This window comes from Algoriphagus jejuensis (assembly GCF_039523455.1).
In the GTDB taxonomy this organism is placed as follows: Bacteria; Bacteroidota; Bacteroidia; order Cytophagales; family Cyclobacteriaceae; genus Algoriphagus; species Algoriphagus jejuensis.
Genome location: NZ_BAAAFI010000046.1, coordinates 133,298 through 156,974, shown reverse-complemented (window position 1 = coordinate 156,974; position 23,677 = coordinate 133,298). Strand labels below are relative to the sequence as shown.

At 45.9% G+C, this 23,677-nt stretch carries 25 protein-coding genes; 9 read left to right on the top strand and 16 right to left on the bottom strand.

What is annotated here, in order from left to right; genetic code table 11:
* Positions 1–20 precede the first annotated feature (20 nt).
* Together rpmB and ABD031_RS19185 are read right to left on the bottom strand one after the other, a co-directional pair.
* Positions 21–263, bottom strand: a complete 243-nt coding sequence (gene rpmB / locus ABD031_RS19190; protein ID WP_026968635.1) for a 50S ribosomal protein L28 — start codon at positions 261–263, stop codon at positions 21–23.
* Between the two features lie 102 nt (positions 264–365).
* Positions 366–518: a C1orf53 family protein gene (locus ABD031_RS19185; protein WP_343854308.1), complete on the bottom strand. Its 153-nt coding sequence runs from the start codon at positions 516–518 to the stop codon at positions 366–368.
* A gap of 71 nt (positions 519–589) precedes the next feature.
* Here ABD031_RS19185 and rocD point away from each other — a divergent pair, with 71 nt between their 5' ends.
* The 6 genes from rocD to ABD031_RS19155 all read left to right on the top strand — a co-directional run bounded on the left by rocD (position 590) and on the right by ABD031_RS19155 (position 7,405).
* A complete protein-coding gene (gene rocD, locus ABD031_RS19180) occupies positions 590–1,831 on the top strand; it encodes an ornithine--oxo-acid transaminase (RefSeq protein ID WP_343854307.1) in 1,242 nt (413 codons plus the stop codon).
* Between the two features lie 60 nt (positions 1,832–1,891).
* Positions 1,892–2,548: an HAD family hydrolase gene (locus tag ABD031_RS19175; protein ID WP_343854306.1), complete on the top strand. Its 657-nt coding sequence runs from the start codon at positions 1,892–1,894 to the stop codon at positions 2,546–2,548.
* A gap of 139 nt (positions 2,549–2,687) precedes the next feature.
* A complete protein-coding gene (gene hemB / locus ABD031_RS19170) occupies positions 2,688–3,656 on the top strand; it encodes a porphobilinogen synthase (RefSeq protein ID WP_343854337.1) in 969 nt (322 codons plus the stop codon).
* 517 nt (positions 3,657–4,173) lie between these two features.
* A complete protein-coding gene (locus ABD031_RS19165) occupies positions 4,174–5,469 on the top strand; it encodes an ammonium transporter (RefSeq protein ID WP_343854305.1) in 1,296 nt (431 codons plus the stop codon).
* A gap of 102 nt (positions 5,470–5,571) precedes the next feature.
* Positions 5,572–6,744: a porin gene (locus ABD031_RS19160; RefSeq protein ID WP_343854303.1), complete on the top strand. Its 1,173-nt coding sequence runs from the start codon at positions 5,572–5,574 to the stop codon at positions 6,742–6,744.
* A gap of 298 nt (positions 6,745–7,042) precedes the next feature.
* The gene (locus tag ABD031_RS19155; RefSeq protein ID WP_343854302.1) at positions 7,043–7,405 is read left to right on the top strand and encodes a hypothetical protein; all 363 of its coding nucleotides are present in this window, start codon (positions 7,043–7,045) and stop codon (positions 7,403–7,405) included.
* Positions 7,406–7,451: 46 nt separating this feature from the next.
* On the opposite strand, the gene ABD031_RS19150 is transcribed toward ABD031_RS19155, so the two are convergent.
* Both ABD031_RS19150 and dnaK read right to left on the bottom strand, forming a co-directional pair.
* Positions 7,452–7,826, bottom strand: a complete 375-nt coding sequence (locus tag ABD031_RS19150; RefSeq protein WP_343854301.1) for a co-chaperone GroES — start codon at positions 7,824–7,826, stop codon at positions 7,452–7,454.
* A gap of 127 nt (positions 7,827–7,953) precedes the next feature.
* Positions 7,954–9,861, bottom strand: coding sequence for a molecular chaperone DnaK (gene dnaK / locus ABD031_RS19145; protein WP_343854300.1), 1,908 nt, complete (start codon positions 9,859–9,861; stop codon positions 7,954–7,956).
* Positions 9,862–10,291: 430 nt separating this feature from the next.
* On the opposite strand from dnaK, the gene ABD031_RS19140 reads away from it, so the two are divergent.
* Positions 10,292–11,101 carry an MOSC domain-containing protein gene (locus tag ABD031_RS19140; RefSeq protein ID WP_343854298.1) on the top strand — a complete coding sequence of 270 codons (810 nt, stop codon included), beginning with the start codon at positions 10,292–10,294 and terminating at the stop codon, positions 11,099–11,101.
* 104 nt (positions 11,102–11,205) lie between these two features.
* Here ABD031_RS19140 and hemE read toward each other — a convergent pair whose 3' ends face one another.
* The 6 genes from hemE to truA all read right to left on the bottom strand — a co-directional run bounded on the left by hemE (position 11,206) and on the right by truA (position 16,646).
* Positions 11,206–12,231, bottom strand: coding sequence for a uroporphyrinogen decarboxylase (gene hemE / locus ABD031_RS19135; RefSeq protein ID WP_343854297.1), 1,026 nt, complete (start codon positions 12,229–12,231; stop codon positions 11,206–11,208).
* 111 nt (positions 12,232–12,342) lie between these two features.
* On the bottom strand, positions 12,343–12,897 hold the full coding sequence (locus ABD031_RS19130) for a collagen-like triple helix repeat-containing protein (RefSeq protein ID WP_343854296.1): 555 nt from the start codon (positions 12,895–12,897) through the stop codon (positions 12,343–12,345).
* Positions 12,898–12,970: 73 nt separating this feature from the next.
* On the bottom strand, positions 12,971–13,483 hold the full coding sequence (locus ABD031_RS19125; RefSeq protein WP_343854294.1) for a hypothetical protein: 513 nt from the start codon (positions 13,481–13,483) through the stop codon (positions 12,971–12,973).
* Positions 13,484–13,486: 3 nt separating this feature from the next.
* Positions 13,487–14,056: a hypothetical protein gene (locus ABD031_RS19120; protein ID WP_343854293.1), complete on the bottom strand. Its 570-nt coding sequence runs from the start codon at positions 14,054–14,056 to the stop codon at positions 13,487–13,489.
* Positions 14,057–14,108: 52 nt separating this feature from the next.
* Entirely contained in the window at positions 14,109–15,881 is a 1,773-nt protein-coding gene (locus ABD031_RS19115; protein WP_343854292.1) for an ABC transporter ATP-binding protein, read from the bottom strand.
* A 6-nt stretch (positions 15,882–15,887) separates the two neighbouring features.
* Positions 15,888–16,646 carry a tRNA pseudouridine(38-40) synthase TruA gene (truA, locus tag ABD031_RS19110; RefSeq protein WP_343854291.1) on the bottom strand — a complete coding sequence of 253 codons (759 nt, stop codon included), beginning with the start codon at positions 16,644–16,646 and terminating at the stop codon, positions 15,888–15,890.
* Positions 16,647–16,748: 102 nt separating this feature from the next.
* Between truA and ABD031_RS19105 the strand changes: the two genes are divergently transcribed.
* Entirely contained in the window at positions 16,749–17,219 is a 471-nt protein-coding gene (locus tag ABD031_RS19105) for a DUF4293 domain-containing protein (RefSeq protein WP_343854289.1), read from the top strand.
* Between the two features lie 122 nt (positions 17,220–17,341).
* On the opposite strand, the gene ABD031_RS19100 is transcribed toward ABD031_RS19105, so the two are convergent.
* From ABD031_RS19100 to ABD031_RS19090, 3 genes are read right to left on the bottom strand one after another with little or no spacing between them, the layout of a single operon-like run.
* Complete coding sequence (locus tag ABD031_RS19100) at positions 17,342–18,100, bottom strand: hypothetical protein (protein WP_343854288.1); 759 nt, start codon at positions 18,098–18,100, stop codon at positions 17,342–17,344.
* Between the two features lie 24 nt (positions 18,101–18,124).
* A complete protein-coding gene (locus ABD031_RS19095; RefSeq protein ID WP_343854287.1) occupies positions 18,125–18,805 on the bottom strand; it encodes a hypothetical protein in 681 nt (226 codons plus the stop codon).
* Positions 18,802–19,332, bottom strand: a complete 531-nt coding sequence (locus ABD031_RS19090; RefSeq protein WP_343854285.1) for an RNA polymerase sigma factor — start codon at positions 19,330–19,332, stop codon at positions 18,802–18,804. The genes ABD031_RS19095 and ABD031_RS19090 overlap by 4 nt, the downstream gene beginning before the upstream one ends.
* A 151-nt stretch (positions 19,333–19,483) precedes the next feature.
* Here ABD031_RS19090 and ABD031_RS19085 point away from each other — a divergent pair, with 151 nt between their 5' ends.
* The gene (locus ABD031_RS19085) at positions 19,484–20,587 is read left to right on the top strand and encodes a trans-sulfuration enzyme family protein (protein WP_343854284.1); all 1,104 of its coding nucleotides are present in this window, start codon (positions 19,484–19,486) and stop codon (positions 20,585–20,587) included.
* A 158-nt stretch (positions 20,588–20,745) separates the two neighbouring features.
* On the opposite strand, the gene ABD031_RS19080 is transcribed toward ABD031_RS19085, so the two are convergent.
* The 3 genes from ABD031_RS19080 to ABD031_RS19070 are packed head-to-tail and all read right to left on the bottom strand — an operon-like array spanning position 20,746 to position 23,636.
* Entirely contained in the window at positions 20,746–21,510 is a 765-nt protein-coding gene (locus ABD031_RS19080; protein ID WP_343854283.1) for a LytR/AlgR family response regulator transcription factor, read from the bottom strand.
* Entirely contained in the window at positions 21,511–22,596 is a 1,086-nt protein-coding gene (locus ABD031_RS19075; protein WP_343854282.1) for a histidine kinase, read from the bottom strand.
* The gene (locus tag ABD031_RS19070) at positions 22,596–23,636 is read right to left on the bottom strand and encodes a sensor histidine kinase (protein WP_343854280.1); all 1,041 of its coding nucleotides are present in this window, start codon (positions 23,634–23,636) and stop codon (positions 22,596–22,598) included. Before ABD031_RS19070 ends, ABD031_RS19075 begins: the two co-directional genes overlap by 1 nt.
* Positions 23,637–23,677: the final 41 nt, after the last annotated feature.

Sequence of the window (23,677 nt, the reverse complement as noted above, 5' to 3'; positions counted from 1 at the left end):
TTTAAGGGAAGTGACGTTGATTATTTGATAACAATCATTCCAGAATCCTGAGCTTTTTTCAAAACTGCAGTGATGCCGTTCTTGTTGATAGTTTTCAATGCCTTAGAGCAAACTTTCAAAGTGATCCATGCGTCTTCCTCTGGGACGTAGAAGCTCTTCTTGTGAAGATTTGGGTAAAATCTACGCTTGGTTTTGTTGTTTGCATGGGACACGTTATTACCTACTTGAGGTCTTTTTCCGGTTATGTCACAAACTTTTGCCATGATTTCGTATCGTAAGTAAAATGCGTTTCTGTAATGAGTCTGCAAATATCGGAACTTTTCGGGAATTAACAACAGCCCATTTTAAAAATATTCAGCTTTTCCTCAGGCTTTTGGGTACGGACAATGTTTGCAGCCGTTTCCACAGCAATAGCCCCGACGGAGGTGGTAGTTTTCTGTGAAAACCATCAAACCTTTATCATTGATGTAGTAGTCTTTGGTGTTCAATGTCGGCATGGGCTTCTTTTCTACTTTCATGGCTTGGCCAGGGGGCATTTACTATATTTGAGTTTAATCAATTTTGAGAACAGCGTAAAAATAATCAAAACATGTCAACCCTTACCTCCAGCAGCCAAGCAATCGAACTAGAAGAAAGATATGGAGCTCACAATTATCATCCGTTACCCGTTGTTCTGGCCAGGGGAGAGGGTGTATTTCTTTGGGATGTCGAAGGGAAAAGATATTATGATTTTCTATCTGCCTATTCCGCCGTGAATCAGGGGCACTGTCATCCCAGAATAGTGAACGCGCTGGTCGAGCAGGCGGGAATTTTGACCTTAACTTCGCGCGCCTTTCATAATAATGTGTTGGGTCCGTTTGAGAAATATCTGTCCGAGTTCTTCGGTTATGATAAGGTGTTACCTATGAACACCGGCGCAGAAGGAGTGGAGACAGCGATCAAAATCGCCAGGAAATGGGGCTATGAGCGAAAAGGTATTGCAGACAATAAGGCTAAAATTATCGTGGCCGAAAACAACTTTCACGGACGAACCACCACGATCATCTCATTTTCCAATGACGAAAATGCACGAAAGAGTTTTGGACCATTTACGGATGGGTTCGTTCGCATACCTTATAATAGTATAGAGGCATTGACCGAGGCGCTTAAGATCGATGATGTCGTGGCCTTTCTTGTAGAGCCGATTCAGGGCGAGGCAGGTGTATACGTCCCGCAGGAGGGATATCTGCGTCAGGCGAGTCAGCTTTGTAAAAATAAAAACGTGCTTTTCATTGCCGACGAGATTCAAACCGGAATCGCCCGGACCGGCAAGCTCTTGGCGGTGGATCATGAAAATGTACGTCCTGATATGTTGATTTTGGGTAAAGCGATTTCCGGAGGATTATACCCGGTGTCCGCTGTTTTGGCAGATGATGAGATCATGAATGTGATCAAGCCGGGCCAGCACGGATCTACGTTTGGAGGAAATCCTCTCGGGGCCAAAGTTGCGATGGCTGCTTTGGAAGTAGTGAAGGATGAGAAATTGGCTGAAAATGCGGAGAAACTCGGGGTTGTTTTCCGGGATCGGATGCAGCAAGTGGTAGCTAAATATTCAATTGCCAAGCTGGTCAGAGGAAAGGGTTTGCTGAATGCTTTGGTGATCAATGACAGTGAGGAAAGCTCTACTGCTTGGGATATTTGTATGGGGCTAGCTGAAAATGGCCTTTTGGCGAAGCCTACCCATGGCAATATCATCCGATTTGCACCGCCGTTGGTGATGACCGAGGAGCAGATACATGAATGCTGCGATATTATCGAGCATGTAATTTCCGGGTTTAATAATCAGGATTGAAATCGCACTTTTTGAAATCTGATCTGGTTACCCTCCACAGTACACCTTATTATATACACGATGCCACACGCAGTAATTTTCGACATGGATGGCGTAATCTGTCACACCAATCCGTTCCATTCAAAAGCCTTTAAGCAATTCTTTGAAAAGCGTGAGCTTTTTCCGACAGAGGAGGATTTTGCGCTCCATATGTATGGAAAGAATAACGGCTACATTTTGAGCCATTTTCTGGGAAGAAAGATTGAAGGTCAGGAACTCTTGGATTTGGAGGATGAGAAGGAAAGTCTTTTCAGAGAAATCTACCAGTCTCAAGTGGATCCGATTTTCGGGTTTATGCCTTTTTTCCAGGCTTTGAGAAAAAGTGGCTTCAAAACCGCTGTGGCAACTTCTGCGCCCTTTGCCAATTTGGAGTTAATCGCAGGCAAGCTGGATCTTTTTCCTCATTTAGAGTCTGCATTGGCGAGCGAACATGTCAGCAAGCACAAACCTGACCCGGAGGTTTATCTCAAGACTGCGCAAAACCTATCTCTTGAACCGAGTCAATGCGTGGTGTTTGAAGATTCCTTTTCGGGCGTTTCGGCTGCGAAAAATGCCGGAATGAAGGTAGTGGGAGTTCTTTCCTCCCATACCAAAGAAGAGCTGCCTGTCTGTGATCATTACATCAAAAACTATGAGGGGTTGGAGGTGGATAGAATCCACGCCCTTCTTGACGCGTAGTAAACGGAGGTATAAGATGGGGTCTTTCGCCGAATGACCTCTTCAGGCATTCTGGAGTTCCCGGGATGCTTTTTTCGGTTATTGGAGAAAGGTTACACAGCCTATGGTTAACTTTGGTGCCGTTAACAATGAAGATATGATGCTTAGAAGACCCCGCCGCAATCGAAAATCTGAAGCTGTAAGAAATCTCGTCGAGGAAACCAGCTTGTCAGTCAAGGACCTGATATTCCCGCTTTTCTTGATCGATGGCTTCAACAAGAAAGTTGAAGTGAATTCAATGCCAGGGATTTTTAGGTTTTCGCAGGATCAGCTGCTGAGGGAGATCGAGGAATGCATGAAGCTCGGGATCAGAGGCTTCGATGTTTTTCCTGCATATCCTGAGTCCTTGAAAAATGAGGCCGCTACTGAAAGCTATAATCCAGAGACTTTTTACCTAAAAGCGCTGCGCGAGATCAAAAAGCAGTTTCCTGAGGTTTGCCTGATGTCAGACGTCGCTATGGATCCATATAGCAGCGATGGGCATGATGGATTGGTCAAAGATGGTAAAATTCTAAATGACGAGACGCTTGAAATCCTTGGGCGAATGTCTTTGGCACAGGCAGATGCGGGAGTGGATATTCTGGGTCCGTCGGATATGATGGACGGCAGAGTGGGGTACATCCGGAGCCTTTTGGATGAAAGCGGCTTCACAGATACCTCAATCATGTCCTACACGGCCAAGTATGCGAGTGCATTTTATGGACCATTCAGGGACGCGCTGGATTCTGCGCCGAAGTTTGGAGACAAGAAAACCTATCAGATGAATCCGGCCAATTCCCAAGAAGCCTTGATTGAGGCAGCTCTTGATACTGAAGAGGGCGCAGATTTCCTGATGGTCAAGCCGGCGTTGAGTTATTTGGATATTATCAAGCTTCTTAGTGAGAACAGCCCATTGCCGATCGCCGCATATAATGTTTCGGGCGAATACAGTATGATCAAGGCCGCTGCAAGGCAAGGTTGGTTGGATTCTGACCGTGCAATGCAGGAAGTTTTGCTTTCTATCAAGCGATCCGGGGCAAAAATAATCCTCTCCTACTTTGCAAAAGAGTTTGCGACTCTATCGAAATAAAGGTCTCTTTAATTTTTTATTGAAAACCCGGTTAATTCCGGGTTTTTTTTTTTGATCAAGCATAAAATTTTTACCTGATATCAGTTAAAACTGTATCGTTTTTTGATTTGTCCTTAAAAAAAAGTCAAATTTTTAAAAATTTATGTTTTTCATAAAAATTGATCAAAAGGGAAAAATTCCAAAAATGCAGAATACTTGGAATTATGTTTTTTAAAACAATAAAAATCATTCAATAAGTTCTGTTTGACAACTCTCGTAATCGATTTCAAAGAATTTCCTGAAGATTATCCAAATTTTATTTTTTGATTTACCTAGTGTCCAAAACACTGTGAAATTGAATAAATTTTGAAAAAAATGTAATAAATGGTTGAAATTAGATCTATAAATCTTCGAATTATTGATTTTATTTGAAAATGAAGTTTGTTTTTATGCTTTTTTTATAATTACATTCGAAAGAAACAATTGTTCTCAAACCTATTTTAAATTCTGAAAACGTTCAAAATTTAACCGAAACCTAATGAATTATTTCGCACCCCTGTTGGCCCAAGATTTGGCCGCGATCGATTTGTCTACGGAGCTCTCTCAGAATCTCCTGACGACAAACAATGTATGGATGATGCTCTCTACCGCCTTGGTGTTTATAATGCACTTGGGATTTGCCGGGGTAGAAGCGGGATTTGGCCAAGCCAAAAACACGGTGAATATTCTCTTCAAGAATACCGTTACGCCAATTATCGGCATTTTGTCTTATGCCGCTGTTGGCTTTTACTTAATGTACCCGGGTTTCGAAGTTCCTGGCTGGTTTGCGTTCGACGCAGGTGGTTGGAGCATGTTCTGGTTTGCTCCTGAGACTGCTGACGTGACGGCGGATTATGCTTCCGCGGGGTATACCTACTGGACAGACTTCTTATTTCAGGCGATGTTTGCAGCGACTGCGGCAACCATCGTATCCGGTGCGATAGCTGAGCGTGTCAAGTTGGGCGCTTATTTGATCTTCACCCTATTCTTTGTTGGTTTGGTTTATCCGATCATCGGGAGTTGGAAGTGGGGTGGCGGTGCATTGAACGAGATGGGATTCTATGATTTCGCAGGTAGCACACTCGTTCACTCTGTAGGTGGATGGGGAGCCTTGGCCGGAGTGATCCTAGTTGGCCCCCGTATCGGTAAATATGTAAACGGTAAAACCATCGAGAAACCAGGTGCAAGTGTTCCGCTGGCGGTAATCGGGGTGTTTTTGTTGTGGTTAGGATGGTTCGGATTCAATGGCGGCTCAGTACTCTCTGCAGATCCCGGGTTAGTTTCCTTTGTTTTGGTTACGACTAGTTTGGCGGCTTGTGCCGGTGGAATGGGTGGTTTCTTGGCGGCATATTTCGCATTCAAGCGACTGGATCTCGGGATGGTGCTGAACGGAATATTGGCCGGACTTGTCTCTATTACAGCAGGCGCAGATGTGATTAATCCGGGTACTGCAGTCCTTGTGGGCTTTGTTGGCGGAATCTTGGTGGTGATCTCTGCGGTGCTATTGGATAAAGTAAGGCTTGATGATGTTGTCGGCGCAGTCTCAGTTCATTTGACTTGCGGTGTATGGGGTACATTGGCCGTAGGTATTTTTTCAACCAACCCGGACCACTCTTTTTTTACTCAGCTGATTGGTGTGGCTATTTGCGGAGCGACCGCTTTCGCTTCTGCCTTTGCTATCTTCTTTGTTCTGAAAAAGACTGTAGGAATCCGCGTATCTGAAGAGCATGAAAGAACCGGTTTGGATTCTCATGAGCACGGCATCCGTGGATACACCATTGTCTTTGATGAATAGACCGCTTCACATAGATAAACGATCCTGCACCGAAAACATATAATCCTCAATCGCAGGAGGGGATAGATAAACAAAATCGTTAAACATTATTCAAAAAAAAAAATGAAAAAATTACTACTTATATTCTGCGTGGCACTTTCTACTTATCAAATGGCCTTTGCTCAAGAAGAAGCTGAAGAAGAGACTGGATCTTTGACCTTGTCAGGTTCGGTAGACGCCTATTTTAGGACCAATTTCAATGCGCCAAACAAAGGCGAAAATTTTCAAGCACCTGCCAGTTCATTCGGGAATCTTCCCGGGTTTGCGCTAGGTATGGCTAATATCATTGCTACCTACGAGGGTAAAAAAGTCGGAGCTGTAGCTGATTTGGTATTTGGACCAAGGGGTGAAGATGCGGTTTTTGGTTCTCCGTTATACGCCGGGGGTATGGCAGGCAGCTCTCAGATTGTCAATCAATTGTATGTGTACTGGAATGTGTCTGATAAAGTCACCTTGACCATGGGTAATTTCAATACCTTCTTAGGGTATGAAGTGATCTCTCCGACGGCCAATTTCAATTACTCAACTTCTTACATGTTTTCTTACGGGCCATTTTCACACACTGGTATCAAGGCAAACTTCCAGTTGTCGGATAAGTTTTCCTTCCTCGCTGCTGTGATGAACCCTACGGATATGACGGAGTTCAATCTCGTAGGTACCTATACTTTGGGAGCTCAATTGGGGTACACTACTGATTTGGGCAGTACTTATCTGAACTTTGTGTACGGAGATCAGGATGGAACATTGGATGACGATGGCACTTTGATCCAGGATCAATCCTCATTGGGCAATACCTTTCAGGTGGATTTGACCACGGGTTTCGATCTTTCGGATAAGCTGTATCTAGGTGTGAATACCACTTATAACACGACGAGTTCAGGTGAAATCTTCTCAGGTTCTGATATTCAGGATGTGGACGGTGATGGCGCTGGGTTTTACGGATTTGCAGGTTACTTGCAGACTAGCCCGTCCGACAAGTTTGCCATCGGACTTCGGGGCGAATACTTCGGAGTATTCAATGACGGATTAGAAGGTGTAGTTGGGGTTGATCCGACTACAGGTGATGGGAGTGTGTTTGCGGCGACTTTGTCTGGAAATATCAAAGTTGGTGGTAACCTCACCTTAATTCCGGAGCTTAGAGTTGACAGCATGAAGGAAGAATTTTTTGTGAACAAAGATCTGAATGGAAGCAAAGGTTTGGCGTCTTTTCTGTTCGCAGCAGTATTTGCTTTCTAAGAAATAAAGAATTTAAACAGGGTCTATTGTTAATTAAAGCCGGGGTGATTTTCATCCCGGTTTTTTTGTTTTAGAGGGTCTGGCGCCAGCAGGGGGGCTATTTGAAGAACCGATTTTCTTTGAAAATGCGATTTATTTCAAAATAGTGGTTTGAAATTAAATATGGTTTGGCCACTTGTTTTTTGTTATTTAAGAACAATATTCTTAAAAAGAAGAGAAATTCCATTAAATCGACTGTTTTTTGTAACCTTTGGTCTCTTCAATTAGTATATTTTTGTACTGACCCAAATGTACGGATATGAAAAAACTGACCCTGTTTATTTCTGCGTTTGCGATTTCGACCATGGCTTTTTCCCAGGAAATATTGACCGGTCCAAAATTTAAAAATGCACCAGTAGGAAGAGTCCAAGGCCCCAAGATAACTTTGGTCCATGAATCGACACCCACCACGATTACAGGCCCCGCGGCTAAGAATGCCGAAGTTTGGATGACCAAAAGTTCTCCAAAGCTAAAAGTGGGTTTCCGTGATGTGATTGACAATCCCAAGGGATTGGAAGCAAAAAATTGCAATCCTTGGGATAAGAAGCCAGCCGAGGTAGATTCCAAGGCGGTATATCAAGAGCCCAAGTCCATGCGGCCGAAAAAAGGTTGGATACATTGATAGTTGACAAAAGCCCCGAAAAATTCAATTCTTCGGGGCTTTTTGTTTACAGTTCAGTTTCTCGTTCGAGCATCAGTATCGAGTTTTGCGAGACAATGAAATATTTTTCATTTTCATACATCACTTCGTGGGCTCCAGACAAAAGGAAGATTGCTAGATCTCCTTCTTTTGCCTGCAAAGGCACATATTTTACTTTTTCCTCTTGGTCCATCCAGGGTTCGCTATCGTCCGTCGGCATCGGAATGGGATATCCAGGACCGGCTTTGATGATGTATCCCTGCTGAACTTTCTCCTTTTCCTGCACGCCGGGAGGAAGATAAAGCCCAGAACCTGTCTTCTCATTTGGTTTTTTAGGTCGAATTAGCACCCGGTCGCCTACCAGGATCAATTTTTTGAGTTTGTTTTCTGCTGTAAGTTGCATTTCAATTGTGAATAGGAACAAGTACAAAGCGCCAAGAGTCTTGTTTCCGACATCTTGATTCTTGGCTCTGAATAAAGAACGGCACCTGCTCGAAAACAGATGCCGTCTTATTGGATTCAGCAGGGAATTATTTTTTATCCTCGCTTACTTCTTCGTAGTCTACGTCAGAGACGCCGTCACCAGCGCTGTCAGCTCCCGCGTCAGGGCCTGGCTGTGCTCCTTCGCCTTGCGCTGAATTATACATCTCCTGAGAGGACGCTTCCCAAGCTTTGTTTAGCTCGGCCATTGCAGCGTCGATGCCTTCCAGGTTTTGAGAACCGTGGGCAGCCTTAAGTTTTTCCAAAGCTGCGGTGATCGTAGCTTTGTTGCCGTCGGAGAGCTTGTCGCCGTATTCTTTCAACTGCTTGTCTGTCTGGAAGATCAGGCTGTCAGCTTGATTTAGCTTTTCGACCTTTTCTTTTTCAGCCTTATCAGATGCGGCATTCGCCTCCGCTTCATTTTTCATTCTGGTAATGTCATCCTGAGAAAGTCCGGAGGAAGCTTCGATTTTGATCTTTTGCTCCTTGCCCGTTCCCTTGTCTTTGGCAGATACATTCAAGATTCCGTTGGCATCGATGTCGAAGGTCACCTCGATCTGAGGCGTACCTCTTTGTGCTGGTGGAATGTCAGACAGTTGGAATCGCCCGATGGAACGGTTGTCTTTTGACATGGGTCTTTCGCCCTGCAGGACGTGAATGTCCACAGCTGGTTGATTGTCTACTGCAGTCGAGAAAACTTCAGATTTCTTGGTAGGAATCGTCGTATTAGATTCAATCAACTTGGTGAATACACCACCCATGGTCTCGATACCCAAAGAAAGCGGAGTCACATCCAATAGAAGAACGTCTTTGACTTCACCGGTCAATACACCACCTTGGATCGCAGCACCGATCGCTACTACCTCATCAGGGTTTACCCCTTTGGATGGCTTCTTGCCAAAGAACTTTTCAACTTCTTCCTGGATTTTAGGGATTCGGGTAGAACCTCCTACCAAAATCACCTCGTCAATATCAGTGGCAGTCATGCCTGCATCTTTCAAAGCCTTGACGCAAGGATCCATGGATCTTTTTACCAAGGTTTCAGAAAGTTGCTCGAATTTCGCCCGACTGAGATTTCTTACCAAGTGCTTTGGTCCAGTCTGTGTTGCAGTGATGTACGGCAAGTTGATTTCGGTAGATGCGGAACTGGAGAGCTCAATTTTAGCTTTCTCAGCCGCTTCTTTCAATCGTTGAAGTGCCATTGGATCATTTCTCAGATCGATGGACTCTTCAGTTTGGAATTCATTGGCTAGCCAGTCAATGATCACCTGGTCAAAGTCATCACCACCCAAGTGGACGTCACCATTGGTAGATTTAACTTCAAATACTCCATCACCCAATTCCAAGATAGAGATATCAAAAGTACCTCCGCCAAGGTCATACACGGCGATTTTCATGTCTTGGTGCTTCTTGTCCATCCCGTATGCCAATGCCGCAGCAGTTGGTTCGTTGATGATTCGCTTCACCTCTAGGCCGGCGATCTGTCCAGCTTCTTTGGTTGCTTGACGCTCTGCATCATTGAAGTAAGCCGGTACGGTGATGACCGCTTCTGTTACGGTTTGCCCCAAGAAATCTTCAGCAGTGTTCTTCATTTTCTGAAGAATCATTGCGGAAAGTTCCTGTGGAGTATAGGATCTGTCTCCAATCTTGACGACCACGGTGTCATTTGTTCCCTGCTCTACTTTGTATGAAGCATGTTTTTTCTCTGCAGAAACTTCAGAAAATTTCTTGCCCATGAATCTTTTTACTGAGGAAATAGTGTTGGCTGGGTTGGTGATAGCCTGCCGTTTTGCCGGGTCACCTACTTTACGCTCACCGTTTCCATTGTCAAGGAAAGCCACTATAGATGGAGTGGTTCTTCTTCCTTCGCTGTTTTGGATGACTACAGGCTCGTTACCTTCCATTACGGCTACGCAGGAGTTGGTGGTACCCAAGTCAATGCCTATGATTTTTCCCATGATTATATAGATTTAGATAGTTGCGAAAATTGTACAATCCCCCTTCTTCAAGCGGTGTGCCAGTGGATAATTTCCATGTTTTGGTGTCAGTTTGTCAGACAAACTGCCAGAAAATTGAGTGGATAAAAATCGAATTGTCACCCAAACTGAAAAAAGTGCTGTCGATTTTGGCAGGTTTCTGAAAAACGAGCTCGCGATGCAACCATTTTACAAAGAGGTGCATCTAATAATCGATGAGACTTTTTTCCTCAATGAGAAACCGAGACCGAGCCAAGTGGTTTTTTGTCATTCTGATGGGTATGACCCTGATACAGCTCACTCGATATTTTGAGATCTTTCCCTCTTTTTGGCATTTTATCAAAGCCATGGGTTCAGGAAGGTTTTTCTTTCTTGGATGAGTTGACATTCTGATTTATCCTATTTTTAGTCCATGGGAAAAAGGCTCACTGTCCAGGATATTTTTATCTATCCGATCAAATCACTGGGAGGAATCCGGCTTAATGACGCTGTGGTGGAGGAAAAAGGATTTCGATATGACCGGCGTTGGATGCTGGTAGATGCCGAGGGCGTATCTATCACACAGCGCAAATACCCGCAGCTGGCATTGATACAGGTTGCTTTAGGAGAAAAGGGATTGCGTGTTTTCAAGAAAACAGCGGAAGAAATATACGTTGAAATCCCCTATGATCTAGCCACGGGGCCAGCGCTGAGGGTGACGATTTGGGACGATCAGGTATTGGCAAAAACGGTCCATCCGGATTTTGACGTCTGGTTCTCCAACTTTCTGGGAGTCAAAGTAAGTTTGGTGAACATGCCGGAGTCTGCCCATCGCAAGGTTGATGCAAGGTACGCCGTGCATGGCGAATCCGTCAGTTTTGCCGATGGGATGCCGTATTTGCTGATCGGCCAAGAATCACTTAATGATCTGAATTCCAGGCTGGAAGTTTCCGTTCCGATGAATCGCTTCCGTCCGAATATTGTTTTCGCGGGAGGTAGTCCCTTTTTGGAAGATTCGCTACGCAAAATCAAGGTCGGTGAATTGGAATTTCAAATCGTCAAACCCTGCGCCCGCTGCGTGCTGACAACGGTGGATCAAGAATCCGGAGTCAAAGGCAAGGAGCCTTTGAAGACGCTCGCATCCTATCGGACGATTAATGGCAAAGTGTACTTTGGGCAAAATCTCGTCGCGCTGCAATCGGGTACAATCAAAGTCGGTGATGAGATCGTTTCGATCGCTTGAGCGCAGGCGCCGGATAAAACTCCGGGAATCAAAAAAGCTGCTCCGAATTAACTGAACAGCTTTTTTGAGATCCTGCAGACAGGTCTCTAAAGACGTTAATCGATTTAATCAAATTCCTTCACAGTCTGAATGAAGACTTTCACCATTTCCGGATCGATATCTGGATAGACGCCGTGACCGAGATTGGCGATGTGTCTTGATCCACGAAACTGTTCCATCATCTCGATCGTGGCGGCTCGGACTTGATCTGGATTGCCATACAGCGCGGCTGGATCGAGATTTCCCTGAAGTGTTTTTTCGTTTCCGATCAGTTTTCTGGATTCAGCGATTCCCATATTCCAATCCAATCCTATGGTTTCGCAGTTGAGTTGTCCCATTTCTTCTCTGGCGAAAAAAGCTCCCTTTGCGAAAACCGTCACCGGCACTTCCGTGATCGCATCGCAGATCTGAGAGATGTATTGGTGGGAGAATTCCCGGTATTGCATTGGCCCCAAAATCCCCGCCCAGCTGTCGAAAAGCTGAACCAAATTAGCTCCGGCTCGAATTTGAGCTTTGAGATAATTGATCGTAGAGTCGGTGATCAGCTGTAGGAGCTTGTGGGAAAAAACGGGGTCTCGATAGAGCTTTTCTCTGGATTTGGAAAAAGTCTTGCTACCGCTTCCCTCGACCATGTAGGCAAAAATCGTCCAAGGAGCTCCAGCAAACCCTATCAATGGAACCCGGCCGTTCAAAGCTTTTTTTGTGATTTGAATGGCGTCGATGACGTACTTGAGATCATTGTCCCCTTCGGCTATCCGTAGTTTTTTCAAATCAGCAGCACTGCGAACAGTATTTGGAAACCAAGGGCCGCGTTTTTCGATCATTTCGTATGGTAAGCCCATGGCCTCGGGGATGACCAAGATGTCCGAGAAAATAATCGCGGCATCTACGCCCAAAAGATCTACTGGTTGGATGGTGACCTCGGCGGCAAGCTCAGGCGTCTGGGCAAGTTCGATAAATCCGCTCACGGAGTCACGAACGGCGCGATACTCGGGAAGAATCCTGCCGGCTTGTCTCATAAGCCAAACGGGAGTCCGCTCGGTCCTTTCACCCTTAGCTGCGCGAAGCAGCAGATCATTTTTGAGTTGCATAGGGCAAAGATAAGCGCCTAATTATTTTTGGCAGAATCGCCGAAAGAATAAAAACAACAAAGCCCGGATTTCCGGGCTTTGTATGTGGTCCTAGTTGGTTTACTTACTATTTCACTTTCGAACTTCTAAATCTGTGAAGTCTGAATCTTTTATACCTAGCATCTTGGTTACTGCTTCATAGTTGGTAAAATCAATTCTTGAATCAGGGAAATCAGAAGGAACTACGACGATTCTGAATACTTGGCCTTTGGTCCAGACATCGTCTAGACTTGCTGGGTCAATGTTGCCTTCAAGATAAAGTCGGATAAATGATTGGGTGAAATCAAAATTGTAAACCAAAGGACCTTCATTGAAGAAGATCGTCTGCGGGATGGCTCTCCAGAGAGGTTTCTCATCTATTACATCCCACAGGATATACGCTAGTACAACGTCACTTTCTACTAATTCCTCGGGGAAATCTAAAGCAACTCCCCAGCCGCCCTCTTCAGTGAAATCAACTGTTGCTTGGTAAGTAATGCCGACAATGTTGACCCCTGGAGCTCCTGGAGCACCGGGTGTGCCCTGTATTCCTTGATCCCCTTGAGGACCAGCTGGGCCTTCAGGCCCTTCGCAAGCCTGAAAGGCCACTAGGCCGATCAGCGCAAAAATTGTTAGGATTTTATTCATATGGTTAAGGTTAGTTTTTCAGTTTCACGGCAGGGATCATGCCAAGGTTGGGAATGACCCTGAAAAGTTTTTTTTATTGTATAGGAGCAAGCACTTGTACCTCTTCGTCGCTGACAATTTTGTCGATAAAAACTCCACTCAGCTTGAGGTTATTTTCTTTGGCGTAGCCCTCCAGAGAAGCTTTGACCGTCTCTGGATGCGGCATCACCCATTTATTTCCATGGATTGTAGCCCGTAGAAATCGAGTTTCCGGAAAGGTCTTTGACTCAAGTTTTTCTGTAGCAAAAGGGAGATCCAACCCGATAAAAACCTCCATGGTGTCGAGTTTCCCCGCGGGTTCGAGGTAGTAAATCGTATGAATTTTCGTCCCGGGACTAAGGGCCATACGCGACTCGATGAACTGAAATGTTTCCTTCAGTTTTTTGTCTTGGGGAGTGCCTCGATAGGTTTTTCCTGTAAGGGTAACAGGGGAATCCTCCACGAGCTCAATCCGTATTGGATTGTTTCCTCCAAGGTAATTGAATATGCCGTAACCCAGCGCGCCGATTGCGAGAAGGATGGTGAATGCAATTGCGATCTTTTTCATCTGCTAAAAGAGATAGCGGACTCCTACTCCGCCCTGACCTTTGATATTCACACGATCGATCAATTCAATAAACATTCCCACCTCTGCAAAGACGCTGATCGGAGTTTCGTTAAAGTAGTATTCGGCGCCCGCGAAGGCCTCCGGGCCAAAGTCGAAATTGGTTCGGTCCTCTTGAAGTAGAGGCTGGGTGGCCGAGCTTGTAATATTTTGAAAATAGCTATAGTTCACATTTGTAGTTCGAATCTGGATGCCGGCACCTCCATATGCCATCAGGTATCCTTCGGTAATCTCAAATACCTCGGTAATGTCTTCATGCAAGGCCACTCGTGCATTTATCGATACCCCCTTTTTTGCAGAGTGGTTTTGATAAAATGCATTGGATGCCGGCGGGTTGGATTCGAAATCCTTGCGGTAATAGTCGGAGCTGTTTACACCGGCAAATCCGATCATGACCTCGTAAGAAAGGTAATCTTCGATGAAGTCCTTGTAAGTCAGGGAGAGAGGTTCGCCGAGGCGTATGCCTACGCCCCTTTCTTGAGCAATAGTTAAAAAGGGTGCGAAAACTAACAGCAATAAAACGAGGGATTTCAATGGATTCAAAGTTGGTTTGGATAAGTTTGAGTGACTAGATAGCCATTGTTTTCAGTTGCATTTGATGGAGCTGTGTATAGGAGCCGCCCAGTTCCAGCAGGGAGTCGTGAGTACCTGTTTCTACGATTTCGCCTTTGTGAAGGACGATGATCTTGTCGGCTTTTTGGATGGTCGATAGCCGGTGAGCGATCACGATAGACGTTCGACCCTTCATCATTTTTTCGATGGACTCTTGAATGAGCTCTTCAGTTTCAGAATCCACAGATGAAGTAGCCTCGTCCAAAATTAGGATTTCCGGATTATACACCATCGCCCGAACGAAGGAAATCAATTGACGCTGACCGACCGAAAGTGTAGCGCCCCGTTCCATTACATTGTAATCCAGTCCCCCGGGAAGTCGCTCGATGAACTTTCTGGCACCGACATTTTCAGCGGCTTCCAGCACCTGCTCCTTAGAAATGGACGGATTTCCAAGCGTGATATTGTGGTAGATGCTGTTGGAAAAAAGGAAAACGTCCTGAAGAACAACTCCGATGTGTTTCCGTAAGGTACCCAATTCATAATCTCTGATGTCTGTGCCGTCAATCAGGATCTGTCCTTGGTTGATTTCATAGAATCTGGAAATTAAGTTGATGACCGAGGATTTGCCTGCACCAGTTGCACCGACTAAAGCAATGGTTTGACCGGCTTTGACATCCAAGCTGATGTCTTTGAGCACGTAATCATCATTGGAATAGGCAAACCACACCTTGTCCAGCTTAAGGTTCCCTTTGATTTTTGAAGGATTATATCCGCCTTCATTGGCGATGTGTTCCGTAGAGGCCAACAGCTTGAAGATCCTCGACGAACTTACTACACCCATTTGAAGCGTGTTGAACCGGTCAGCGATCATTCGGATCGGACGGAAGAATAGCTGAAGGTACATGATAAAGGAGATCAACACACCGATCTGTAGATTCAGACCCAGGACTCCCACGGCCCCGTACCAGACCACTAGTCCAATGCCGATGGCTTGGATGATTTCAGCGACCGGAAAATAGATCGAATAGTACATGACCGACTTAATATGGGCAGTGCGGTGCTCTTTATTGATTTCCTTGAATTTTTCGTATTCCCGCTTTTCCCGGTTAAAGATCTGGACGATGTTCATGCCGGTGATGTGCTCCTGGAGGAATGAGTTCAAATTGGAAACAGCGTTTCTTACGTCATTGAAGGTGACTTTGATTTTTTCCTTGAATACATAGGTGGAAATAATCAGCAGCGGCAGTGTGCTGAGGCTGACAAGTGTAAGCTTCCAGTCGATGTAAAACATCACTCCCAAGATCGTGATGATCTGAAGTAAATCTCCTATGATTGCAGCCAGCCCTTCGCTGAATACATCGGCAAGCGTCTCGATGTCGGAGACGTTTCTGGTGACAAGTCGACCAATGGGTGTATTGTCAAAAAACTTTAGACGAAGTTTAAGCAGATGTTTATATAGCTGGACACGGATGTCCTTGATGATCACCTGTCCGATCCACCCTGAGAAGTATGTGTGTGCCCACTGTACGATCGCCTGCAAGATCATCAGTCCGACGAGGACATAGATAATTCTGATCAGGCCGGGAGTGTCACCCAACGCGATATAGTCATCGATGGCAATCTGGATAAAATAGGGGCGGGTAGGTGCCAAAATCGCCATGGCGACCGTCAAAAACACCAGAAAGTAAAACTGCTTTTGGTAAGGCTTTACAAAGGAGTAAAGCTGCCTCAGCACTTTCATATCGACGATCTCGCCGGAGGACTCTTTTTCTTTTTCTAAGCTCAAGGGGGATTAGTCTAGGTTTATTTCTTTGCGGTATTCGATTTTGCTGAGGAAAAGTCCTTTGGCTGGTACTGCTTTTCCGGCCAATGCCCGGTTACGGGACAGGATCAAGTTATCCATGTCTTCTACTGCTCTAAGTCCGGTGCCCACTTCGACCAAAGTTCCTACGATCGCTCGTACCATACCACGCAAAAATCGGTTTGCGGTTATATGAAATAACAATTCACCGTCTTTTTGTTCCCAGTAGGCGGACATTATTTGGCAGCGGAAGTGCGGCACGTCGGTGTGAATCTTACTGAAGCACTCGAAATCCTCATGTCGAAGCAAAGCTTCTGCGGCCAGGTTCATTTTCTCCACATCAGGTTTGTAGAAGCAGTGCCAAGCCAATTGATCCAGAAATGGATTTTTTCGGAAAATAATCCGATAAACATACGACCGGCGCACGGCGTGAAAGCGTGCATGTGCGGTCGCCTTCACTTCCTTGATCGAGTGAATGGCGATTTCTTTCGGTAAAATGGAATTGATTCCTTTAAGGAAATTTTCCGACGGTACTGCATCCACCAAATCGAAGTGGCAAACCTGCATGCTGGCATGGACTCCGGTGTCCGTGCGACCACTGCCGACCACATTGATCTTTTGTCTGAGGTAAGTGGAAAGCGCATTTTCGAGACATTCTTGCACACTGTAGGCATTGCCTTGAATCTGCCAACCGTGAAAAGGTGTGCCTTTGTAGCTTAATTCCAGAAAATACCGCTTGGTCTCAGTCATACGGCTGCAAAGATACAATTCCCATCCAAATCAGCGGGGAGACTTTTCCATACTTGGTTATGATAGGATTTGACCTTTTCTTTGCCAAAAAAACACAGCAAGATGATTCAGCGCGTTCAAACAATATTTCTTTTCCTGGTGGTCATCGCCATGGGAATTACCGTCGGTTTGCCGATTTGGGAGCAAGTGACCACTGACAGTACTTGGAGCCTTTCCGCTTTTGCATTGATCCATGTCGATGCGGCCGGGCAGGAGATCGAATCCGTCTCCAAGTGGTACATTGCTGCTTTGGCTGCCTTTGCCGGCTTATTGGCGTTGATTTCCATCTTTCAATACCGAAACAGAGGCAAGCAGATGATGATTAACATGGTCAACAGTCTCTTGATGGTTGCGCTGGTTGTTACAGTATTTTTGACTACCAACGGGATCAACGAAGATATTGCTTCGTCAGTGGCAGGAACTTACAAACTTGGTTTTTGGGCCATCTTGGTTGCGATGGTCTGCAATATGTTGGCCAACCGATTTATCCGAAAAGATGAAGCGCTTGTCCGCTCAGTGGATCGGATCAGGTAAAAAAGACGCCAGGACTCCAGATTTAGACATAAGATTCATGACTTGGTGCCGAAAAATCTTCTAGCACAGTTTCGTGAAAAAAGAACGCCAGCAAATCACTGGCGTTCTCTTTTTGGGCATGCCTACCAAAACCGGATTCCGATCGTCGGATAAAAAGTTTTAAAGTTTTCGGTTGAGATGATTCCCACCTGTATGGAAATGTCTTTGCTAACCCTTCTTTTATAAAAAACCTGCATCGTTGTTCCGGTGAAAAGTTGGCTTTTGCTTTCATTGAATAATATCCCTACCCCAAACATATTGCCTTGATTGGATTTGGGATCGCTGCGATCCCAGCTGTATTCCAAGTTTGCAAACCAATTGCTGTTGACTTTGACATTGCCGTCGATTCGATCGGGGAAATAAATCTTGTTGGTGACAGATCCTCCAATACCGAATTTCCGAAAGTTGAACTTCACTCTAGCGCCAATTTCGGGAGTGAAATCCCCTCCGGTATAGTCCATTCCTATGATTGCGTCTAAAATCAGCTGATCAACAAAGGGTAAGTAGTTTCTTTCCAAATCTAGAATCACCGCATCGACTTTCGTCTGTGGATAGTCCTCGCTGAGTCTGTAGATGAGGGTTTTGAATTCAGGGAAGGCCGTCGTTTTCTTCAACACGGGGCCGAATTTTTCTTCCAAATCGCTGAGCTCGTATTCTGTGTTGTTAAAAAGAAGGAGCAGCTTGCCGTCATTTGGAAAGTCAAAAACAAGGGTGTCTGTGACCGGAGAGTCTTCATTCAATTTTTCGAGGTAGTCTCCGAAGGGCTTGTTTTCGATTTCCTGGGCCGTTGCCAGTTGGCAAAAAAGCATGGCAATGCCAGTGAGAAGTGTCAGTCTTTTCATTTTCTATTGATTTAAGTAAGATTACTAGTTGTCTATTTCCACCGTGAGTTGGCCGAGGTGGTGGGTAGAGGCTTGTTGTTTTTCTCCCAATTCCGACCCCATTCGGCCAAAGGAAGTTTTGACCTGAAGTCCGGGTTTTATCTTGCTCCAGGAAATGCTGACCTGGTGCAGGGTTTTGGGAGGAGTGGATTCTTGGATTTGTTTTTCAGGGATTTCAAGACTCAGATTTTTGGACAGTGAAAGATCGATTTCCGGCAAACCCATCTTTGGAGCTTCGATGGTTTCGGTAGTTCGTTTGACTTTCTTTTTTGGAGATATTTGGAAAGGTGCATTCTCGGTGTTTTCAGCAAAGGCGTCTGCAACAATTGGCAAGTCGGAAGGGAGAACTTCAACTGCTGAATTGTCAATCTCAATCGGGTTGTCAGTTAACAGTTCCTGGTCTTGCATTGGATCGACTGATCTGTTTAGAGAGATCAAAAAAGCCAAGAAGATGCCCGCAACGGCCGCCGCCGCACTCCAGCGAACCCAAATAGGAATGAATTTCTTTCGATCCAGTTCCGCAGTGATCTTTTCCCAAGCCCCATCTTGCGGAGCGAAATTTGGAAGACTGGGCAGATGATTGTTGAGCTGGCTTTCAAAGTCAGCTTTTTTCAAGAGATCTTCCCAAGTGCTTGCTTTTGGAGTATGTTCAGGGAGCTTTTTCATGCTTGAAGCAGGGTTTTGATCCGTGTTTTCAACAGTTTCTTGGCATAGTTCAGCTGGGATTTGGAAGTGCTTTCGCTGATCCCGAGCATCTGACTGGCTTCCTGATGCGGGTAACCTTCGACGGCCACCAGCATAAACACTGCCCTCGATCCAGGAGGTAGCGTCCGGATGGCTTGATCCAAAAGTTCGGCATCAAACCAAGACTCAAAATGATCCTCGACTTGATCTTCGGCAACGCTCAATTCCTCGAACTGAAACTGCTTCTTTGCTTTTTCGATGGCTTTTCTCACCGTTATCGTTTTCATCCAAGAGATCAAGGCCTCGGGATGTTTGAGGTTTCTGATTTCCTGAAACACTTTCACGTAAGTGTCTTGAAGCACGTCATGAGCCGTGTCCTCATCATTCAGGATTCGGAACGCCATCGAATAGACCATCCGTTTGGTCAGTTCGAAGAGCTGGAATTGTGCCTTTCGGTCTTGGGCAATTACCAACTCGATCAAGCGTAAGTCTATTCGTTCCTTTTCCATTCCAGATGCTTCTGTATTAAAGAGCACCAGAAGTTCCAAAAGGTTGGAATGCCTTCCAATTTATTTTGGAATCTTTAAAAACATCCTTTTAGATGAAAGGCTTTCAAATCCTTGATAGACTTTTCTAATTTGATCCCAAATCCTGTAAGCAATGAAATTTGAAACGATAGCCATTCACAGCGGCAACCAAGTCACGGACAAACATAAACCGGTCGTGCAGCCTATAACCCTAAGTACCACGTTTGAGCATGGCAACGAGGGCGGGATCTTGTACACTCGCGCCAACAATCCCAACAGGCAGTCACTGGAGAAAGTATTGGCAGCTTTGGAAGGTGGGGCGGATGCCGCTGCTTTTTCATCTGGCAATGCGGCGGGAACTGCCGTTTTTCAGGGATTGGAGCCGGGCTCGCACATCATTGCTCCCGATGATATGTACCATGGTCTTCGACATTCCATGGTGCAACTTTTTGCAGGAGTTCTAGAGGTGACGTTTGTGGATATGAGTAATTTGGAAGAAGTAAAAACCGCCATTCAGCCAAATACACGCCTTTTGTGGGTAGAAACTCCGTCCAATCCGCTGTTGAAGATTACTGATATTCGAGCGGTTTCTGAATTGGCCAAAGCTCGGGGAGCGATTTTGGCCTGCGACAATACGTTTGCGACGCCAGTCTTTCAAAATCCACTTGCTCTGGGTGCGGACATCGTCATGCACAGCAGTACCAAGTATTTTGGAGGACATTCAGATGTCTTGGGAGGGGCTTTAGTTACCAAAGCGGTGACCCCTTTTTGGGAGAAAATCAAGACAATCCAGCAAGTGGGCGGGGCGGTTCCTTCGCCCTTTGACTGCTATCTGCTCTGCAGAAGTATCCGCACACTGGCCTACCGGATGAAGGGGCACGCACAGCACGCGATGATCTTGGCGGAATATCTGATGAATCACCCAAAGGTGGAACGCGTCTTCTACCCGGGCTTGAAAAACCATCCGGGTCACGAAATCGCCGCTTCGCAGATGACCGGATTTGGTGGGATAATTTCTTTTACGGTAAAAGGCGGCGCAGCGGAAGCAGATGCGGTGGTATCGAAACTCCGGTTTTTTGCAAACGCAACCAGCCTTGGCGGTGTCGAGAGCTTGATTGAGCGACGAGCTTCTGTAGAGGGGCCGACTACCAAAACTCCGCAAAATTTGCTTCGAGTCTCGGTCGGTTTGGAGCACACCGATGATTTGCTGGAGGACTTGGATCAGGCGCTCCTTTAAGTACGATTTACGAATTACGATCTACGAACTCACCAGATCTTTGGGACGGCTTTGCAAAATGTGAGGTTCAAAATTCGGGCATCGGGACGATTGGACTCGATGTTCGCCATGCGCTGCCCACTTGGCCGTAAATCGTACTTCGTAGATCAAAAATGCCTTCACTCTTTTTTTCTTTCTCCATCCAGCCAATCTTTAAACCCATTCACCCGATCCCGACTGACAATGATTTCTTCCTGAAAAGGGAAGTTTGGATTGATCTTCAGTCGACTGTTTGAGTACATCAAGACGTCCTTGATGGCGTCTAGATTTACCATGTAGCTTCTGTTAACCCGGAAAAAAAGTGCAGGGTTCAAGACCTCTTCCAGCGTTTCCATCTTGTAATCCGTGATCAGCTTCCTTCCGTCCTCCCGGATGAGATAGGTGTTTCTGCCTTCAGCAAAGAAGATTCGAACAGCGTTGGCTGGGACGGAATGGATGTGTTCTCCGATTTTCACCATGAAGCGTTCCTTGTAAGTTGGCTTGACGATCTCGCTCCACACCTTCGGATCTACAGTGTCGGCAGCGCCCTTGAGTTGGCGAAATTTGTCCAAGCTGGCAGCAAAAGCGGAATAGCTGATCGGCTTAACCAGGTAATCGATTCCATTGGACTTGAAGGCTTCCAGCGCATACTGGCTGTGTGCGGTGATGAAGATCACTGGTTTGAAAAATCCCACCCGATCCAATGCCTGAAATGAAAGCCCGTCCTCCAGATGCACGTCCATCAACAAAAGGTCAGTCTGTGGACCGAATTCAAGAAGCAAGGGAACGGCTTCTGCAATGGATTTGGCCACGGCCAGTAGCTCGGCGTCGGGATCATATTTGGCTAGAAAATGCCTTATTTTTTCAATTGCCGGAATTTCGTCCTCGATCAGTAAGACTTTCATTTAAGTTGGATTAGAGGAGATTGAAAGAGTACTTTTTGAATTGTCCGCAGGCGGCTGGAAAAGTTTTTCCAAGGGAATATGGATGAAAAACGAGCCGTTTGCATTCCAGGTTAACTGCTTCTCGAGCCAAAGGTACTGCTGCTGAACCTCTTTTATGGTGTCATACAACTGCTCGTCGGCTGTCAGTGAAAAGTTACTGGGGAAGCTCACGTTCAGCTGGTCTTTGTGAATTTCGACGGTGATCTTGAGCGGGAGAGAGGCAGAGGAGAGCTGCGAATAAGCGATAGCTTCCACGAGTTTGGTCAAGGTGCGGGGAACCAACAAGAAGCCCTCGGGAATAGAAAGGTCCCCAAGTTGGATATGCTTTGATCCAAATTCATTGAGAAATGTGGCCATGTCCTGCATCGCTGCAAGTTCTTCCTCCAGTGGGATCAACTCTTCCTGAGTTTTCAACGAATGTCGGTAAATCCCAGAAAGCAAGATAATCGCCTCATCGGCTTGCTCCATCTGTTGTTCCTGGAGCTTTAGGAGAATCGATTCCAGTCCGGTCATCAAAAACCGGGGATTGAACATGTAATGGAAGAGATTCACGTTTCTGTCCAGCGTTGCCTCTTCCCGATTTTCCTTTTCCAGCGCTCTTTCGAAGCGCTTTTGGATGAGGTAAAAGCCAAGAAAGTGACTTTGAAAAAGCAAGGTGACAAAGAGGAAAATCCCATTGAAAATCTTGAGCTCGGTGGTGTAGATCGCAATCTCGGTCATATTTTCAAACCAGGAAAAGTAACCGATCAAAAGCCCGCTGACCAATAGGATGCATGCCCCGATTGAAGTCGAAATGAGCAGGATGGCATACTTTCCAAAATTGGATGAATACACCAGTTTTTTCTCAAAAAGACGAAGAAGTCTTCGGTTGACCTCCAAAAGCAAGAGACTGACTGCCAGACAAAAGAATAATTCACGTGTGAAAAAATCATCCAGCATGCTCTCTACTGTGTCAAAAGCAAGCAAAATGCTGAGGTATACCAGGGTTCCCGTCAGGAGTGGCAGCAGGATTCTAAAGATCGGTTTGATACCCGGCAGTGGAGTCATCAGGTCATCTCTGGTTTAGTGACATAGGGGAGGCGGACTTCATAGAATCCACCGGTTTGGGAGACGGAAGGCGCCAATCTGCCATAGTGCAGGTAGCGTTCACGGAGATTTCGCTGACCGGTGCCGGTGGATTCGACGATTTCGGGCGGATGCGTGAGCGAATTGGTCACGGCTACCTGTCCCTGATCAGCTGTGATGATGATCTTGACCGGGTACTCCAGACTTGCGACGTTGTGTTTGAGGGCATTTTCCACCAAAAGCTGGATTCCCAACGCGGGAAGAAAGTTTGATTCCGCGCCGACTTTGATCCGCTTTTCCAGGATTACTTTTTCGCCATAGCGGACTTTCATAAGATGCATGTAGTTGTCGATGATCTCGAGTTCGCGTCCCAGCGTGTTGAGCGGTTGGATGCCGTTTCGGAGTAGGTTGGTAAAATTGAACGCCAGCTTGCGGATAAACTCTTCGGCCTGATCTGGATGGATTGAAACCAAATGCGAGGCAGTATTCAATGAGTTGAAAAGGAAATGAGGGGTCAACTGGGATCTCAACAGATTGAACTGGAGTTCTTTTTTGTTGCGTGCATCTCGCAGTCGATGGATGGTTTCTTTGGAATATCGGGCAAAGGCAAACCAGGAATAGTCGATCCAGATGATCAGCAGGCTGAGAATGAGACTGACTAGGGCGCCTTTGACAGCGAGACTTCCGCTGAGTGTGTCTGAGATTTCGTCAAACCCAACGAGCCAATCCGTTACGATAGAATCGAGAAGTATCGCGTAGGAAGTGAGCACGCCAGCGAGAACGACCAAGAGTGCAAAGGAGCGGGTGGCGTGTCCTTTGTCCCAAGGAAGAATCTTGATGATGAAGCTGTACCCTTGGGAAATGAGTAGCCCGGCGCATGAAGTGATCCCTATCAAAATCGTCCACTGAAATAGAGACGCCTGCCCCATCCAGCTGATCAAGCCCACATGGTAAAACAGGTAGCCGGCAAGGCAGGCAGACAACAGTGTGGCGAGCAAAAAAGACAGAATTTTCTCCTTCATTTCACAGAATAAAATAGCTCAGGCCACTAAGGGCGGAGCAA

What these genes read in the sequence shown, in the direction of transcription:
- ABD031_RS19150 (WP_343854301.1), bottom strand. Translation starts at nt 7,826, where the DNA reads ATGCAACTTACAGCAGAAAACAAACTCAAAAAATTGATCCTGGTAGGC.
- ABD031_RS19140 (WP_343854298.1), top strand. Translation starts at nt 10,292, where the DNA reads ATGGGAAAAAGGCTCACTGTCCAGGATATTTTTATCTATCCGATCAAA.
- ABD031_RS19125 (WP_343854294.1), bottom strand. Translation starts at nt 13,483, where the DNA reads ATGAAAAAGATCGCAATTGCATTCACCATCCTTCTCGCAATCGGCGCG.
- dnaK (WP_343854300.1), bottom strand. Translation starts at nt 9,861, where the DNA reads ATGGGAAAAATCATAGGCATTGACTTGGGTACCACCAACTCCTGCGTA.
- ABD031_RS19175 (WP_343854306.1), top strand. Translation starts at nt 1,892, where the DNA reads ATGCCACACGCAGTAATTTTCGACATGGATGGCGTAATCTGTCACACC.
- rpmB (WP_026968635.1), bottom strand. Translation starts at nt 263, where the DNA reads ATGGCAAAAGTTTGTGACATAACCGGAAAAAGACCTCAAGTAGGTAAT.
- hemB (WP_343854337.1), top strand. Translation starts at nt 2,688, where the DNA reads ATGCTTAGAAGACCCCGCCGCAATCGAAAATCTGAAGCTGTAAGAAAT.
- rocD (WP_343854307.1), top strand. Translation starts at nt 590, where the DNA reads ATGTCAACCCTTACCTCCAGCAGCCAAGCAATCGAACTAGAAGAAAGA.
- ABD031_RS19130 (WP_343854296.1), bottom strand. Translation starts at nt 12,897, where the DNA reads ATGAATAAAATCCTAACAATTTTTGCGCTGATCGGCCTAGTGGCCTTT.
- truA (WP_343854291.1), bottom strand. Translation starts at nt 16,646, where the DNA reads ATGACTGAGACCAAGCGGTATTTTCTGGAATTAAGCTACAAAGGCACA.
- ABD031_RS19105 (WP_343854289.1), top strand. Translation starts at nt 16,749, where the DNA reads ATGATTCAGCGCGTTCAAACAATATTTCTTTTCCTGGTGGTCATCGCC.
- ABD031_RS19085 (WP_343854284.1), top strand. Translation starts at nt 19,484, where the DNA reads ATGAAATTTGAAACGATAGCCATTCACAGCGGCAACCAAGTCACGGAC.
- ABD031_RS19075 (WP_343854282.1), bottom strand. Translation starts at nt 22,596, where the DNA reads ATGACTCCACTGCCGGGTATCAAACCGATCTTTAGAATCCTGCTGCCA.
- ABD031_RS19185 (WP_343854308.1), bottom strand. Translation starts at nt 518, where the DNA reads ATGAAAGTAGAAAAGAAGCCCATGCCGACATTGAACACCAAAGACTAC.
- ABD031_RS19155 (WP_343854302.1), top strand. Translation starts at nt 7,043, where the DNA reads ATGAAAAAACTGACCCTGTTTATTTCTGCGTTTGCGATTTCGACCATG.
- ABD031_RS19095 (WP_343854287.1), bottom strand. Translation starts at nt 18,805, where the DNA reads ATGAAAAAGCTCCCTGAACATACTCCAAAAGCAAGCACTTGGGAAGAT.
- hemE (WP_343854297.1), bottom strand. Translation starts at nt 12,231, where the DNA reads ATGCAACTCAAAAATGATCTGCTGCTTCGCGCAGCTAAGGGTGAAAGG.
- ABD031_RS19160 (WP_343854303.1), top strand. Translation starts at nt 5,572, where the DNA reads ATGAAAAAATTACTACTTATATTCTGCGTGGCACTTTCTACTTATCAA.
- ABD031_RS19080 (WP_343854283.1), bottom strand. Translation starts at nt 21,510, where the DNA reads ATGAAAGTCTTACTGATCGAGGACGAAATTCCGGCAATTGAAAAAATA.
- ABD031_RS19165 (WP_343854305.1), top strand. Translation starts at nt 4,174, where the DNA reads ATGAATTATTTCGCACCCCTGTTGGCCCAAGATTTGGCCGCGATCGAT.
- ABD031_RS19070 (WP_343854280.1), bottom strand. Translation starts at nt 23,636, where the DNA reads ATGAAGGAGAAAATTCTGTCTTTTTTGCTCGCCACACTGTTGTCTGCC.
- ABD031_RS19100 (WP_343854288.1), bottom strand. Translation starts at nt 18,100, where the DNA reads ATGAAAAGACTGACACTTCTCACTGGCATTGCCATGCTTTTTTGCCAA.
- ABD031_RS19090 (WP_343854285.1), bottom strand. Translation starts at nt 19,332, where the DNA reads ATGGAAAAGGAACGAATAGACTTACGCTTGATCGAGTTGGTAATTGCC.